At 69.9% G+C, this 14,090-nt stretch carries 15 protein-coding genes and 1 other RNA gene; 12 read left to right on the top strand and 4 right to left on the bottom strand.

What is annotated here, in order from left to right; genetic code table 11:
• The first annotated feature begins 3 nt into the window (after window positions 1-3).
• The 5 genes from rdgB to pepQ all read left to right on the top strand — a co-directional run bounded on the left by rdgB (window position 4) and on the right by pepQ (window position 6,038).
• The gene (rdgB, locus tag H5368_RS11640) at window positions 4-597 is read left to right on the top strand and encodes an RdgB/HAM1 family non-canonical purine NTP pyrophosphatase (protein ID WP_182824758.1); all 594 of its coding nucleotides are present in this window, start codon (window positions 4-6) and stop codon (window positions 595-597) included.
• Window positions 594-1,751, top strand: a complete 1,158-nt coding sequence (gene hemW, locus H5368_RS11635) for a radical SAM family heme chaperone HemW (RefSeq protein ID WP_182825290.1) — start codon at window positions 594-596, stop codon at window positions 1,749-1,751. Before rdgB ends, hemW begins: the two co-directional genes overlap by 4 nt.
• A 112-nt stretch (window positions 1,752-1,863) precedes the next feature.
• The gene (locus tag H5368_RS11630; RefSeq protein ID WP_182824756.1) at window positions 1,864-4,284 is read left to right on the top strand and encodes a DUF1631 family protein; all 2,421 of its coding nucleotides are present in this window, start codon (window positions 1,864-1,866) and stop codon (window positions 4,282-4,284) included.
• Window positions 4,281-4,631 carry a PilZ domain-containing protein gene (locus H5368_RS11625; RefSeq protein ID WP_182824753.1) on the top strand — a complete coding sequence of 117 codons (351 nt, stop codon included), beginning with the start codon at window positions 4,281-4,283 and terminating at the stop codon, window positions 4,629-4,631. Before H5368_RS11630 ends, H5368_RS11625 begins: the two co-directional genes overlap by 4 nt.
• 78 nt (window positions 4,632-4,709) lie before the next feature.
• Window positions 4,710-6,038 (top strand): Xaa-Pro dipeptidase, encoded by a 1,329-nt coding sequence (pepQ, locus tag H5368_RS11620; protein WP_182824751.1) that lies wholly within the window; start codon window positions 4,710-4,712, stop codon window positions 6,036-6,038.
• 10 nt (window positions 6,039-6,048) lie between these two features.
• On the opposite strand, the gene H5368_RS11615 is transcribed toward pepQ, so the two are convergent.
• Window positions 6,049-7,371 carry an aminopeptidase P N-terminal domain-containing protein gene (locus H5368_RS11615; RefSeq protein ID WP_182824750.1) on the bottom strand — a complete coding sequence of 441 codons (1,323 nt, stop codon included), beginning with the start codon at window positions 7,369-7,371 and terminating at the stop codon, window positions 6,049-6,051.
• 56 nt (window positions 7,372-7,427) lie between these two features.
• Window positions 7,428-7,973 carry a UPF0149 family protein gene (locus tag H5368_RS11610; RefSeq protein WP_182824748.1) on the bottom strand — a complete coding sequence of 182 codons (546 nt, stop codon included), beginning with the start codon at window positions 7,971-7,973 and terminating at the stop codon, window positions 7,428-7,430.
• Between the two features lie 120 nt (window positions 7,974-8,093).
• On the opposite strand from H5368_RS11610, the gene H5368_RS11605 reads away from it, so the two are divergent.
• The 7 genes from H5368_RS11605 (at window position 8,094) to rpiA (ending at window position 12,881) form a co-directional block, all read left to right on the top strand.
• A complete protein-coding gene (locus tag H5368_RS11605; RefSeq protein ID WP_182824746.1) occupies window positions 8,094-10,307 on the top strand; it encodes a GGDEF domain-containing phosphodiesterase in 2,214 nt (737 codons plus the stop codon).
• 31 nt (window positions 10,308-10,338) lie between these two features.
• The gene (locus H5368_RS11600; protein WP_182824744.1) at window positions 10,339-10,560 is read left to right on the top strand and encodes a TIGR02449 family protein; all 222 of its coding nucleotides are present in this window, start codon (window positions 10,339-10,341) and stop codon (window positions 10,558-10,560) included.
• Window positions 10,557-10,850 (top strand): cell division protein ZapA, encoded by a 294-nt coding sequence (locus tag H5368_RS11595; RefSeq protein ID WP_182824742.1) that lies wholly within the window; start codon window positions 10,557-10,559, stop codon window positions 10,848-10,850. The genes H5368_RS11600 and H5368_RS11595 overlap by 4 nt, the downstream gene beginning before the upstream one ends.
• A gap of 92 nt (window positions 10,851-10,942) precedes the next feature.
• Window positions 10,943-11,128, top strand: a non-coding RNA gene (ssrS, locus tag H5368_RS11590) — 6S RNA.
• Window positions 11,129-11,173: 45 nt separating this feature from the next.
• Entirely contained in the window at window positions 11,174-11,764 is a 591-nt protein-coding gene (locus H5368_RS11585) for a 5-formyltetrahydrofolate cyclo-ligase (protein ID WP_182824740.1), read from the top strand.
• Window positions 11,761-12,234 carry an EVE domain-containing protein gene (locus H5368_RS11580; RefSeq protein ID WP_182824738.1) on the top strand — a complete coding sequence of 158 codons (474 nt, stop codon included), beginning with the start codon at window positions 11,761-11,763 and terminating at the stop codon, window positions 12,232-12,234. Before H5368_RS11585 ends, H5368_RS11580 begins: the two co-directional genes overlap by 4 nt.
• Window positions 12,234-12,881 (top strand): ribose-5-phosphate isomerase RpiA, encoded by a 648-nt coding sequence (gene rpiA / locus H5368_RS11575; RefSeq protein WP_182824736.1) that lies wholly within the window; start codon window positions 12,234-12,236, stop codon window positions 12,879-12,881. Before H5368_RS11580 ends, rpiA begins: the two co-directional genes overlap by 1 nt.
• A 48-nt stretch (window positions 12,882-12,929) precedes the next feature.
• Here rpiA and H5368_RS11570 read toward each other — a convergent pair whose 3' ends face one another.
• Window positions 12,930-13,202: a hypothetical protein gene (locus H5368_RS11570; protein ID WP_182824734.1), complete on the bottom strand. Its 273-nt coding sequence runs from the start codon at window positions 13,200-13,202 to the stop codon at window positions 12,930-12,932.
• A gap of 265 nt (window positions 13,203-13,467) precedes the next feature.
• Window positions 13,468-14,004, bottom strand: a complete 537-nt coding sequence (locus tag H5368_RS11565) for a hypothetical protein (protein ID WP_182824733.1) — start codon at window positions 14,002-14,004, stop codon at window positions 13,468-13,470.
• Window positions 14,005-14,090: the final 86 nt, after the last annotated feature.

Here is a 14,090-nt window from a genome sequence, read left to right as displayed (position 1 = left end):
GCCATGGACCTGGTGCTGGCCAGTGGCAACGCGGGCAAGCTGGGGGAATTGCGCGCGCTGCTGGACGGATCACGCTTCACGCTGCGTGCGCAGTCGGAGTTCGGCGTCGCCGACGTTGACGAAACCGGCCTGACGTTCATCGAGAACGCGCTGCTCAAGGCGCGCCACGCGGCGCTGGCGACCGGCCTGCCGGCGCTGGCCGACGACTCGGGGCTGTGCGTGGACGCGCTCGACGGCGCCCCGGGGCTGTATTCCGCGCGCTACGGCGGAACCCACGGCGATGCCGGGCGCAATATCGCGCGCCTGCTGCGCGAGCTTGACGGCGTGGCCGACGAGGCCCGGGGTGCCAGCTTCCACTGCGCGATCGTGGTGCTGCGCCGCGCGGACGACCCGCAGCCGATCATCGCCGAGGGCCAGTGGCGCGGACGCATCCTGCACGCGCCGCGCGGCGCGGGAGGCTTCGGCTACGACCCGGTGTTCCTGGATCCGGGCAGCGGCCTGACCGCCGCCGAGCTGCCCGCCGCACTCAAGAACACCATCAGCCATCGCGGCCGCGCGCTCGCGGTGCTGCGCGAACGCCTCGCCGAACTGGCCTGACCATGCTGCTGCCGCCGCCGCTGTCGCTGTACGTGCACCTGCCGTGGTGCGTGCGCAAATGCCCCTACTGCGACTTCAACTCGCACGAGCAGCGCGGCGCGCTGCCGTTCGCCGAGTACGTCAGCGCACTGGTCGCCGACCTCGAGCACGACCTGCCGCTGGCATGGGGCCGCACCGTGCATTCGGTGTTCTTCGGCGGCGGCACGCCGTCGCTGTTTCCAGCGGCGGCGATCGACGACTTCCTGCAGCAGGCCAGCGCGAGGCTGCGGTTCGCTCCGGGTTGCGAGATCACCCTGGAGACCAACCCCGGCACCGCCGAGCACGGACGCTTCGAGGGCTACCTCGCGGCCGGCGTGAACCGCCTGAGCTTCGGCATCCAGAGCTTCGACGACGCCTGCCTGCAGCGACTCGGGCGCATCCACGACAGCCGCGAGGCGGACGCGGCCGTGAAGCTCGCCCAGGACGCCGGCTTCGACAACATCAACCTCGACCTGATGTACGCCCTGCCCGGCCAGGACCTCGATGGCGCCGCGCGCGACCTGGAACGCGCGTTCGCGCTGCAGCCGGCGCACATCTCGCACTACCAGCTCACCCTCGAACCGAACACGCTGTTCGCCGCCAGGCCGCCCGCGGGTTTGCCCGACGAGGACACTGCCTGGGACATGCAGGAACACGGCCAGGCGCTGCTCGAGGCGGCGGGCTACGGGCATTACGAGGTCAGCGCCTACGCGCGGGCCGGGCGCCAGTGCGCCCACAATCTCAACTACTGGCGCTTCGGCGACTACCTCGGCATTGGCGCAGGCGCGCACGGCAAGATCACGTTGGGCGCCGGGCAGGCGATCCGCCGGCGCTGGAAGCTCAAGCACCCGGCGGCGTGGCTAGCCACGGCGGGCAGCGACGCGGCATTCGGCGGCGACGAGGACATCGAGCCCGCGCGGCGGCCGTTCGAATACATGCTCAACGCGCTGCGCCTGCACGAAGGCTTCGCGCTGGCCGACTTCGAGGCCCGGACGGGCCTGGCGCGTGCCACGATCGACGCGCAACTCGCGGAGGCCGCGGCGCGCGGCTGGCTTGTCGAGGATGCGGGCCATGTCAGGCCCACCGCGCTGGGCCGGCGCCTGGGCAACGACGTGGTCGCGCTTTTCCTGACATGAGCGCCCATCGGCCGCCGTGTCCTGACGCCGGCGGAAACCCCGTGCTGGCCGCGGGGCATGCCTGCATGCTAAGTATCCCCACAGGGGAAGCGAGCCAGACGCAAACATGTCAGTGACGACGCCAAACAATGACGCCACCGCTCCGCGGACACTGGCGGCCGCCGGTCTGCCGCGACGCGTGCGCAAGGCGCTGGAAAGCGCGTTGGCGCTGGTCTCCGCGGAGCTGGACAATTACCTCGGCGCGATGCTCGACGAATTCGAGCAGGAGCTGTTCCGCCTCGCCGACCGCGCACGCAATCCGGGCAGCGAGTCCAACTTCGTGCAGGCGCTGCGCACGTTCCGCCTGAACCGCTCCGACCTGGTCCCGCAGCTGATGCTGGAGCTCGAAGCGTCGCTGGCCACCCTGCGCGCTCCGCCCGCGGCGCAGGGGAAGGCGTCCGTCCGCGAGGCCGGCAGCCATCTTCTGCTGACCCTGGTCGAAGACGCGGCGATGGACGAAGACGGCATCCTGCGCGAAATCGCCAGCCGCCAGGAGGGCCGCGCCACACTGGCGATGCACCTGCTCGGGCAGCGCTTCGGTGTGCTGGCGGGTTCGCCCGCGATCGACGCCGCGCGCTTGCCGCTGGGCCCGCAGTCGGTGTGCCGCGCGTTGCGCACCGCCAGCCGGGCACTCGATATCGGCGTCGAATCGCGCGAACTGCTGTTCCGGCTGTTCGACCGCATGGTGATGGGCCACTACGCGCCCGTGCTGGAGAAACTCGACGCCGCACTGGACCGCGAGGGCGTGCTGCCCGGCCTGACCTACGTGCCGATGCGCGTGCGTGCAACCGCACGCCAGCAGGCGCACGAGGCCGCGGCGAACGCCGCCCCGGGACAGGCGGCATCGCGCCCGCGGGCGCGCGGCACGGGAGAGGCTGCCGAGGGTGCTCCGGGCCCCGCTGCCGGCGCAGGCCGCCCCGCCGGCAACGGCGAGCGCGGCAGCCCGGCTGTCGACGGCCGCAGCACCGGCCATGCGGATCCGGGCGCGGCACACGGCCACGGCACAGGCGCGACGCACGCCGACCTGCAGCGCCCGCATACCGGCTGGATGGCCGAGACCAGCAGCGCCTTCGAGAACTCCGACGAGCAGGCCGACTACCAGGCCCTGCAGCAGCTGATGGCCGGGCGCCGCGCGTTGATCGGCAAGCTGCGGCCCGGGCAGGCCGCCAGCGCCGCGCCGCCACTCAGCACAGACGACGTGTTCCGTGCGCTGGGCACGCTGCAGGCCGCGCCCGAGGCGTCGCCACGCAACCTGATGGACATCCGCCAGTCCCTGCTCGCGCAGGCCCGGCAGAAGCGCGGCAAGGGCGCCAGCCTCTCGCAGCGCGACAACGACACCTTTGAACTGCTGCACATGCTGTACGGGCAGCTGGAAGGCGAGATCAGCCGCGACGCACCCGCCAGCGCCCTGCTCCGCCGGCTCCAGCTCCCGTTGCTGCGCGTCGCGCTCCAGGACCCGGCGTTCTTCGTGCGCGCCGCGCATCCGGCCCGGCAACTGCTCAATACCGTCGCCGAGACGGCGGCGAAATGGCTCGACAAGGACGATTTCGATCCACAGCTGTTGCCGCCGCTGCAACAGGCGGTCAGCCACGTCATCGACAAGTACGATGGCGACGACGCGGTGTTCGAGGATTCCAACCGCGCGCTGCAGGCGCATCTCCAGGCGCAGGTGCGCCGCGCCGAGATGCTGGAGCGTCGCCACGTCGAGGCGGCGCGCGGCAAGGAAAAGCTGGAAGTCGCGAAGCTGCGCGCCGGCAAGGCGCTCGCCGACATGCTCGGCGACCAGCGCATCCCGAAGTTCTCGCGCGCGCTGCTCAACCAGGCCTGGGCTGACGTGCTGACCCTCACCCTGCTCCGCCAGGGCGAGGATTCGCAGGAGTGGCAGGGCCAGCTGGACGCCACGCGGCGGATCATCCAGGCCTGCGGCCATGGCGCGGACGCGGCCGACCCCGCGTTGGCGACACATGTCGAGGGCGCGCTTTCGCAGGTCGGCTACCACGCCGAGGAAGCGGCGATCATCGCCAACCGCCTGACCAGCAGCCGCAGCGACGAGGACGATCCGGCGTCGCGCACCGAGCTGGCCATGAAGCTGAAGGCCAGGACGCGACTGGGCGAGGACAGCGCCCGCGCGCGCAGGCCGGATCTGCCGCCACGCACGCCGGAAGAACAGGCGCGCTACGAGCAGCTGCGGGTGATGCCGTTCGGCACGTTCATCGAGTTCGTGACCAACCAGCAGGGCGACGTGGTCCGCCGCCGCCTGTCGTGGTTCAGCCCGGTCACCGACAACGCCCTGTTCGTCAACCAGCGCGGCCAGCGGGTCGGCGAGCATTCGCTGGATGCGCTGGCGCGCATGATCGTGGCCGACCAGGCACGCATCGTCACCGCCGAGCGCGGCCGCCTGGTGGACCGCGCCTGGCAGGCGGCGATGCGTACCCTGCGCAGCTTTGCCGGCCGTGGCGACGCCCCGGCGATCACCGGGGACGGATTGCCATGATCAACGAGTTCCGCCGCGCCAAGCGCCGCAAGGCGCCCGACACCATCCTGGTCATGGATGCCATGACCGAGCGCGTGGTCGGCCGCATCGGCAACCTGTCCGAAACCGGCATGCTGCTGCTGGCCAACGAGGCGCTGGTGGACGACGCGCTCTACCAGTTCCGCTTCGCGCTGCCGACGCCGGAGGGCGCCGACGCCAGCGTCGAGGTGGGCGCACACCTGCTGTGGCGCGACCAGGCCAGCGCACCCGGCCAGGCGTGGACCGGCTTCCGCTTCATCGGCATGTCGGAGCCGCAGGTCGGTCGCCTGCGCGCCTGGATCGAGGCGCCGGGCAGCCACTACGAGTAGCCGTCGACCGGGCGGTCGCAGGGCGGCACCGCGGTCGATGCGGCAGAATACGGGTTCTTCCCGGAACCGTCCCCCGCCATGTCCGTCGCCCTCGCCCCGCTGTACGCCGCCCACCTCGACACCCTGTTCGCACGCACCGCCGAAGCGCTCGGCCGTGGCGGCTTCGACCACCTGGTCGTGCCCAGCGGTACCCGGCATTACCAGGTGTTCGACGATCGCGACTATCCGTACGCGGTGAACCCGCAGTTCAAGGCCTGGGTACCGCTGCTGCGCAATCCCGGCAGCTGGCTCGTGGTCACGCCCGGCGCGCGGCCGAAGCTGGTGTACCTGCAGCCGCGCGACTACTGGCACGTGGTCCCCGAGGCGCCGTCCGGATACTGGGCGGAACACTTCGACATCGTGGTCATCCGCACGCCGGACGAGGCGCTCGAACACCTGCCGAGGAACGCCAGCCGCTGCGCGATCCTCGGCGAGCCCCAGAGCGCGCTCGGACGCTACGGTGCGTTCGCACCCAACAATCCGCAGCCGGTGCTGGATTACCTGGACTACCACCGCGCCTTCAAGACGCCGTACGAACTGGCGATGCTGCGCGAGGCTTCGCGCCTGGCCGTGCGCGGCCACCACGCCGCCGAGCGCGCGTTCCGTGCCGGTGCCAGCGAATTCGGCATCCACCTCGCCTATTGCCAGGCGGTGGGCCAGGACGCGGCGGAACTGCCCTACGGCAACATCGTGGCGCTCAACCGGAACGGCGCGGTGCTGCACTACACCGAACTCGACCGCCTGCCGCCCAAGCCGGTGCGCAGTTTCCTGCTCGATGCCGGCGCCGGCCATGGCGGCTACGCGGCCGACGTCACGCGCACCCACGCGGCGGACGTGGACGGCGAGTTCCACGCCATGGTCATGGCCGTGGACACGGCGCAGCAGGCGATGTGCGCCCAGGTGCGCGCCGGATTCGATTACCGGCAGCTGCACCTCGATGCGCACCTGGCGCTGGCCGGGGTGCTTGGCGAGTTCGGCATCCTGAAGGTGTCCCCGGAGGCGGCGGTCGCCACCGGCGTCAGCGGCACGTTCTTCCCGCACGGCATCGGCCATGGGCTCGGCCTGCAGGTGCACGACGTCGCCGGGTTCGCGGCATCCGATGCCGGCGGCACCATCGACAAGCCGGAAGGCCACCCCTACCTGCGGCTGACGCGCGTGCTGGAGCCCGGCATGGTGGTGACCATCGAGCCGGGCCTGTACTTCGTCGACATGCTGCTCGAGGACCTGCGTGCTGGCGCGCACGCCGGGAGCGTCGACTGGGACCGCGTCGATGCGTTCCGCCCGTATGGCGGCATCCGCATCGAGGACAATGTGGTCTGCACCGACGGCGATCCGCGCAACCTGACCCGCGAGGCGTTCGCCGCCTGAGCGGCGCGCCTCAGGGCGCCATGAACGCTTCGATCTCGTCGGCGCTGCGTGCCAGCCCGGCGGTCAGCACCTCGTGGCCGTCGCGGGTGATGGCCACGTCGTCCTCGATGCGGATGCCGATGCCACGCCACCTCGCCTCGACGCTGGTGTCGCCCGGCGGGATGTAGAGGCCGGGTTCGATGGTGAACACCATCCCCGGCTCGAGCAGCCGCGAGGCGCCCTCGATGCGGTAGTCGCCGACGTCGTGGACGTCGAGGCCGAGCCAGTGGCCGGTCTTGTGCGGATAGAAGCGCTTGTAGCCGCCGCCGGCCACGACATCCTCGTGCGTTCCCTGCAGCAGCCCGAGCGACAGCATGCCCTCCGCGAGCACATCGACGGCGGCATTGTGTCCGGCCTCGTATGGCACGCCCGGGCGCGCCTGCGCCAGTGCGGCCGCGTGGGCCGCGCCGACCAGGTCATGCAACGCGCGCTGCTCGCGACTGAAGCGGCCATCGGCCGGGAACGTGCGGGTGATGTCGGCGGCGTAGCCGCGGTACTCGGCGCCGGCGTCGACCAGCACCAGGTCGCCACGGCGGATCGGCGCGTTGTTGTCGCGGTAGTGCAGGACGCAGGCGTTTGCGCCGGCGCCGACGATGCTGGAATACGCCGGCTCGGCACCCGCCGCGCGGAACACGCGCTCCAACTCGGCCTGCAGTTCGTACTCGCGCATGCCGGGGCGCACGGCGCGCATCACCGCCTGGTGCGCTTGCACGCTGACCTCGGCCGCGTGCCGCATCAGCCGCAGTTCCTCGGCGGTCTTGGCGAGGCGCATCTCGTCGAGCAGGTGGCCGAGTTCGAGGAACTCGTGCGGCGGCTGCGCGCCGTGGCGTACCTCCGCCCGCACCTGGTTGACCCAGCCAATCAGCTTCAGGTCGAAATCGGTATCCCGCCCGAAGTGGTAATAGACGCGGCGCCGCCCTTCGATGAGGCCGGGCAGGATCTCGTCGATGTCGTCGATCGGCCAGGCGTCATCGACGCCAAGCGCATCTGCTGCGCCCTCGGGGCCGACACGCGGGCCATCCCAGGCTTCGCGTTCCGGGTGGCGTTCGCGGCAGAACAGCAGGCTCTCGCCGTGGCTGCGCCCGGGCACCATCACCAGCACCGCCTCGGGCTCGGCGAAACCGCTCAGGTACAGGACGTCGGAATCCTGGCGGTACGGGTAGTGCGTGTCGCGACTGCGCACGCGCTCGGGCGCGGCCGGCAGCACGAGGATCGCGTCGTCGCCCGCCAGGCGCATCAACTGGCGACGGCGCCGGGCGTAGGTTGCAGCAGTGATCCGGGGTGGGGAGGGCATGTTCGGCAGCGTCCGGGGCGACCGGGGCTGCCGGGCGCGGGCTTGTTCGTGACCGGTCAGTTGAGGCGACTGCGGTGGCGCGCGGCAAGCGCGCAGTCACCGTGCAGCAGCAGCGCGGCCACGCGCACGAACTCCTCGATCTCGGCCAGCGCCTGCTCGTCCTCCTCGTCGCCGTCGTCCTGCGCGCTTGCGCGTGCCAGCCGGGCGATGTCGGACAGCGCTTCGGCACCTTCCTCCGACAGCCTGGGGTCCTGCCCGGCCGCCAGCCCGAACGCGCCGACGAAACCCCGGCACCAGTCGAACAGCGCACCGCTGCGCTCGGCGAGCGTGGCCTCCTCGCCCGGGGACACCAGCGCCAGACCGAAATCGCGGTCCTCGAACTGTGCCGCGGTGACCTCGCGCATGCGGTCCAGCACGCCGCCGGGTGGGGGTGACGGCAGCGCGTCGTCCACCATGACCTTGGCCAACCAGTGGCCGCCACTGTCACCACCACCGGCAAGCCAGCCACAGAGGCTGCCGTGCAATTCGGGTGCGCTGGTGCCCAGCGACGCGTCGCGGCAGGCCTGTTCGATTTCAGGCAGGGTGGGAAGCGTTGCGGACATGGCAAGCACGGTCGGGGGGACGCCGCACTATACCGCCGTCGCCAAGCTTGTTGCCTCCCCGCCTGCGTGCCTACACTGCGAAGCTGCCGCGCGGGCCGCGAGGGGAAAACCGGCTTGACCATGCTCACCGACACGGGCTTCTTGATCGCGGCGCTGGTGGCGTTGCCGCTTGCCGTGGCCTGCGTGGTCCTGCTGCTCCGCCAGCGGCGCAACCACGCCCATGTCGCGCAGCTGCGCGACCGCGAAGAGCGCTTCAAGATGGCCCTGTGGGCGACCGGCGAGCGCTACTGGGACATCCACCTGCCGACCAGGCAGCTGGTGCGCCTGCTGTTCGCACAGGAAGCCGGTGGCCAGTCGCGGGAGGTCTCGAGCACGACGCGTGACATCGCCGATGTGATCCATGGCGACGACCTGCCGCGTGTCGAGGAACTGATGCGCGCATACGTCGACGGCGCAACCGCGGAATTCGTGTCCGAGCACCGCGTCCGCTCCGATGGGCCGGGCGATGACTGGGTATGGGTGCGCGCCCGCGGCCGCGCGGTGGAACACGACGCCGGCGGTGCCATCGTCCGCGTCGCCGGCACCGCGCTGAACATCAGCAAGAGCCGCGACGTGGAGCGCGAACGCCAGATCGCCAGCGAAGTGCTGCGCAGCATGAACGAAGCGGTCACCGTACTCGACGGCGACTTCAACTTCATCTCGGTCAATCCGGCCTTCACCCGCATCACCGGCTACCAGGCCGCCGACGTCGCCGGCCGTGGCGCCGACCTGCTCGACAGCATGCAGCACGATCCGGCGTTCTACCGTCACATCCGCAGCCTGGTGGCCCGCGACGGCCGCTATTCCGGCGAGATGTGGCAGCGCCGCCGCGATGGCGAGGAGTTCCTGTGCGCCATAGAGGCGGCGACGGTCCTTGGCAGCGAAGCGGACGGCGAACGGCTGTACGTGTTCGTGCTCAATGACATCACGCTGCAGAAGCGCGCCGAACAGGAGCTGCGCTACCTCGCCAATTTCGACACCCTGACCAACCTGCCCAACCGCTCGCTGCTGTCGGAGCGCCTGTCGCGCGCGATCGTGCGCGCGCGCCGCGAATCGTCGCGGATCGCGGTGCTGTTCCTGGACCTCGACCGCTTCAAGGACATCAACGATTCGCTCGGGCACGCCGCCGGAGACCGCATCCTGCGCGCGGCCGCGGCGCGCCTGCAGCAGACCGTCGGCCAGCACCACACCGTGGCGCGCCTGGCCGGCGATGAATTCACCGCGGTGCTGGAGAACCTGGAGGATGCCGACGAGGCGGACCGCGTCGCGCGCGAGATCATCATGTCGTTCGAGGCGCCGCTGATCCTCGACGACCGTCAGGAAGTCGCGGTGTCGCCTTCCATCGGCATCAGCCTGTACCCCGACCACGGCCAGGTCCCGACCGAGCTGCTCAAGCACGCGGACACCGCGATGTACCAGGCCAAGGCCGCGGGGCGCCGTACGTTCATGCGCTATGACGAGACGATGGAGGCGGCGATCCGGCAGCGCGCCACGCTCGCCGGCGCGTTGCGCAAGGTCCTCGACCGCAACGAACTGCGGGTGGCGTTCCAGCCGCGCCAGTCTCTGGCCACCTCGCAGATCACCGGTGCCGAGGCGCTGCTGCGCTGGTACAGCCCCGAGCACGGCGAAGTGCAGCCGGCCGATTTCATCCCGCTGGCCGAGGAGAGCGGCATGATCCTCGAGATCGGCGAGTGGGTGCTGCGCGAGGCCTGCCTGGCGTTGCGCCGCTGGCACCAGCATGGCCTCACCGACCTCACGGTGGCGGTGAACGTGTCGGTGCTTCAGCTGTTGCGTGGCGATTTCCCCGATGTGGTCCGCCGCGTCCTCGACGACACCGGCGTGCCGCCTTCGGCGCTGGAGCTGGAGCTGACCGAAAGCGTGCTCATGGCCAACGCCGCACAGACCGTGGTCAAGCTGCAGGCGTTCCGCGAGCTGGGCGTGTCACTGGCGATCGACGATTTCGGCACCGGCTACTCGTCGCTGGCATACCTCAAGCGGCTGCCGATCACCACCATCAAGATCGACAAGACCTTCATCGCCGACCTCACCACAGACCCGGAGGACGCCGCCATCACCACCACGGTGATCGCGATGGCCCATTCGCTGGGGCTCAACGTGGTCGCCGAGGGCGTGGAGACGCGCGCCCAGGCGGACTTCCTCGCCCACCACAGCTGCGACGAGATCCAGGGATTCTGGTTGTCGCCGCCGCTCGAGGCGACCGCCTGCATGGCCTTCATCCGCAACAGGCGGCCGCCGGGCGGCAACGTGGTGCGCCTCTCCAGCGCCGCGCCTTGACCACCCTCCCGCGCCTGCCTATCGTGCGCTCATGGAGACCCCCGACGTGATCGCGCAGTTGCAGCGGCTTGGCGAACGCTTCGACGAACTTGCCACGCGCGCGCGCCGGCTTGCCGAGGAGAACCGCAGCCTGCGCCAGCAGCATGAGCAGCTCGCCGGCGAGCGGTCCCAGCTGTTGACCCGGAACGAGCAGGCGCGCAGTCGCGTCGAGGCGATGATCGCGCGCCTGAAGTCGCTGGAGCAGCACACGTGAGCAGCAACGAGGCTGTTACCGTGCGCGTGCTTGACCGCGAGTACACCGTCGGCGTCGGCAGCGGCGAAGTCGAGGGCCTGATGTCCGCGGCGCGCCTGCTTGATACGCGCATGCGCGAGGCGCGCGGCGCCAACCGCATGGCCGCGGTCGACCGCGTCGCCGTACTCGCCGCGCTCAACCTCGCGCATGAACTCGAACAGCTGCGCGCCGCCAGTGAACATCGCGAGCGCGAACTGGCGCGCGTGCTGTCGGTGCTGCAACTCAAGCTCGATAGCCTGCTGGATGCCTGAATTCGCGTGTCCGGTGTCGTGCGGCGCCCGCGCATGAACGCGAACCGACAGGCGGATTCGCGGCGCGAAATCGGCACGCTATACTGCGCTCGCGTCCTCTGCCGTGTTCGACGGCGCGCTCAAACATACGCCTTGTCCCTTAATGACGACCACGGGGGCGCGACGGAAGCCTGGCGCGCATGTCCGCCCACGAGCGGAAAGCCCGAAGGCCGCCAAGCGTCCCCACTTGAACCCCGGGTTCAAGGTCGTTTGGCTCGCATCGGCATGGTGGAGGACGTATCTCTTTCTCCGGTCCCACGCGGCGCACCGGCGCCGCGCTCGCCGTGACCAACACCCGCACGCTCCTGCGTCGCGACGGGCGCGGCGCGCGACGGGGCGTACCGCCGCCGGCGCGCATCGGCGCCGCATCGGGTCTCGCGGAACAGCTGCTCGCCATGACGCCGGCTTCGGCGCGCGTGGTCGCCGGCTACTGGGCCAGCGACGGCGAGATCCCGCTGCACTCCTGGCAGTTGCGCCTGCCTGCGCATTGCACCTACTGCCTGCCCGTGCTTCACGAAGACGGCCGGCTGCGCTTCGCGCCGTGGCGCGTGGGCGATCCGGTGGTGCCGAATCGCCACGGCATTCCCGAGCCGGACGTCGCCGCGGATGCGCTGCTGATGCCCGCGCAGCTTGATCTGGTCGTGGTGCCGCTGGTGGTGTTCGACGCGCGTTGCCATCGGCTGGGCATGGGCGGCGGCTGGTACGATCGCAGCTTCGCGTTCCGCCACCAGGCGCCCGCGCCTCCGTGGCTGGTGGGCGCCGCATTTGCGTTCCAGCAGTCGGCGGCCGACCTGCCGCGCGAAGACTGGGACGTGCAGCTCGACGCCGTCTGCACCGAACGCGCCACCCACCTCCGTCCCGCGGAAGCACCGTGACTGCACGCAAACGCTACTGGCTGATGAAGTCCGAGCCCGAAGACTTCTCGATCGACGACCTCGAGCGCGTCCGCACCGAGCCCTGGACGGGTGTCCGCAACTACCAGGCGCGAAATTTCATGCGTGATGGCATGAAACCTGGTGATGGCGTGCTGTTCTACCACTCGAACTGCGACGTGCCCGGGGTCTATGGCGTGGCCGAGGTCGCCAGTGCCCCGTATCCGGATCCCACCCAGTTCGCGCGCAAGTCGAAGTACTTCGACCCCAAGGCCAGCCACGAAGAGCCGCGCTGGATGCTGGTCGACGTCGGTTTCGTGCGCAAGCTTGCCGGCCCTGTTTCGCTTGACGCCATCCGCGGCCAGGCGGAGGGGCTGGGCGAAGACTTCGCCCTGATCCGCAAGGGCACCCGCCTGTCGGTATTGCCCGTGACCGCGGCACAATGGAAAATCATCCTGTCCCTGGAACCATGATGTCCGAAGGCAAGCGCCTGGCCGGCGAGAAGGCCATTGAATTCGTGGAAGACGGCATGGTCGTCGGAGTCGGCACCGGATCCACAGTGGCGTACTTCATCGATGCGCTGGCCGGCATCAGGCATCGCATCGCCGGTGCGGTCTCAAGCTCGGAGCAGAGCAGCGAGCGGTTGCGCGGCCACGGGATCGACGTGCTCGACCTCAATGCCTGCGGCCCGATCCCGCTGTATGTCGACGGCGCCGACGAATGCGACCGGGACAGGCACCTGATCAAGGGCGGTGGCGCGGCGCTCACGCGTGAAAAGATCATCGCCGAAGCTGCGAAGACATTCGTCTGCATCATCGATCCGTCGAAGGAAGTCGATGTGCTGGGGCGCTTTCCGCTCCCGATCGAAGTGATCCCCATGGCACGAAGCCTGGTAGCGCGGGAAATCGTCGCGAGCACTGGCGGCCATCCGGTCTGGCGCCAGGATGTGCGGACAGACAATGGCAACTGGGTGCTCGACATCCATGGCCTGGCGATCACCGACCCGGTGGCGCTCGAGCGCGAGCTCAACCAGATTCCGGGCGTGGTCAGCGTGGGGCTGTTCGCCCGGCGCGCCGCCGACGTGGTGATCGTGGGCGGCGACCCGGTCCTGGTTCGCTGACAGGTATTCCCGCTAGCCGCAGCCCGTGGACTGCGGAAAAGCGTCCTCTCAGGCCCCGACATCCTCGTCGTAGGCCACCGTGATGTAATGCAGCGCGGCACCCGGGGTGAGCATGCACTGCACCGCGGGCTGGTAGATCAGCTCCGGACCACCTGCGATCTCGCTGGGCTCCCACGGCAGTGGTGTGCCGATCGTCCCGGCAAACATGCTGACCGACTTGGTTCGATAGACCGCATCCGACTGGTCACCCAGCTGACTCCCTTCCACGAACGTGCAGCTCACGTTGGCGGTCGCCGAGCCGACATTGCCCACGTGGGCCACCAGCCTCGTTGCGCCTCGCCCACCGGCACGTGGATCACCGCGGAACGTGCACGTCACGAATGACGGGCCCGCGCCTTCGTTCACGAGGCCGAGGGGCCGCGCGCGCAGCGACTCTGCGTGCTGTGACAGCGCGGGTTGGCAGATTCCTGCCGCGCCCTGGATGTCATAGCGGTAGATCTCAGCGGCTGACAGCGAGTTGGATGCAGGAACCGCGGCCAGGAGGGCGAGGGATGCGGCGATCAAGGCGGGTCGCAGCCCGCAAGACTCAGGCGCCGACATCTTCGTTGTACTCGCGACCGGTGTACTGGATGGTGGACGACGGAGGCAGGATGCAGCTGAGCGACGGGCGATCGATGCCCGACGGCTTGGCATTCGAGACTTCCGAAGGAACCCAGGTGAGCTCCGCGCCGGCACCCGGTGCGATGCTGACGGTCTTTGGCACATAGACCGCGTAGATAGAAACACCCGTCTGGTGCCCGTTCACCAGCGTGCACGTGTAGTCCTTGGCGGTGGTTCCGTTGTTGGTGATCGCGACGTACAGCCGCTTCGAGCCGCGGACCGAGTCCTGGTGGTCGTCGCCCTGCCAGTTGCAGGTCACGAAGATCTGGCCTTCGGACTCGTTGGCCAGGCCCAGCGGGCGGTATCGGGTCCCGGCGGCGAACGCCGCGGTCGCGGCCTTGCACATGCCGGAGGCACCCTGCACATCCACGCGAGGCAATTCGGCCGCACCGGCCGCCGCCGCACTGGCAACAAGGGCGAGGAACACCGGGGTCAACAAGTTGCGGGCACGGGGCATGAGCATCAGGTCCAATCAACAGGGAGCCGCACACGTTAACCGAGCAACGCACGCCAGGCAAGGAGCAAACACCATCCGGCGCACAAAGAAAA

The organism is Luteimonas sp. MC1782, assembly GCF_014164605.1.
Classification (GTDB): Bacteria; Pseudomonadota; Gammaproteobacteria; order Xanthomonadales; family Xanthomonadaceae; genus Luteimonas.
The sequence above is the reverse complement of the archived record's forward strand: the minus strand, read 5'-3'. Positions and strand labels throughout refer to the sequence as shown.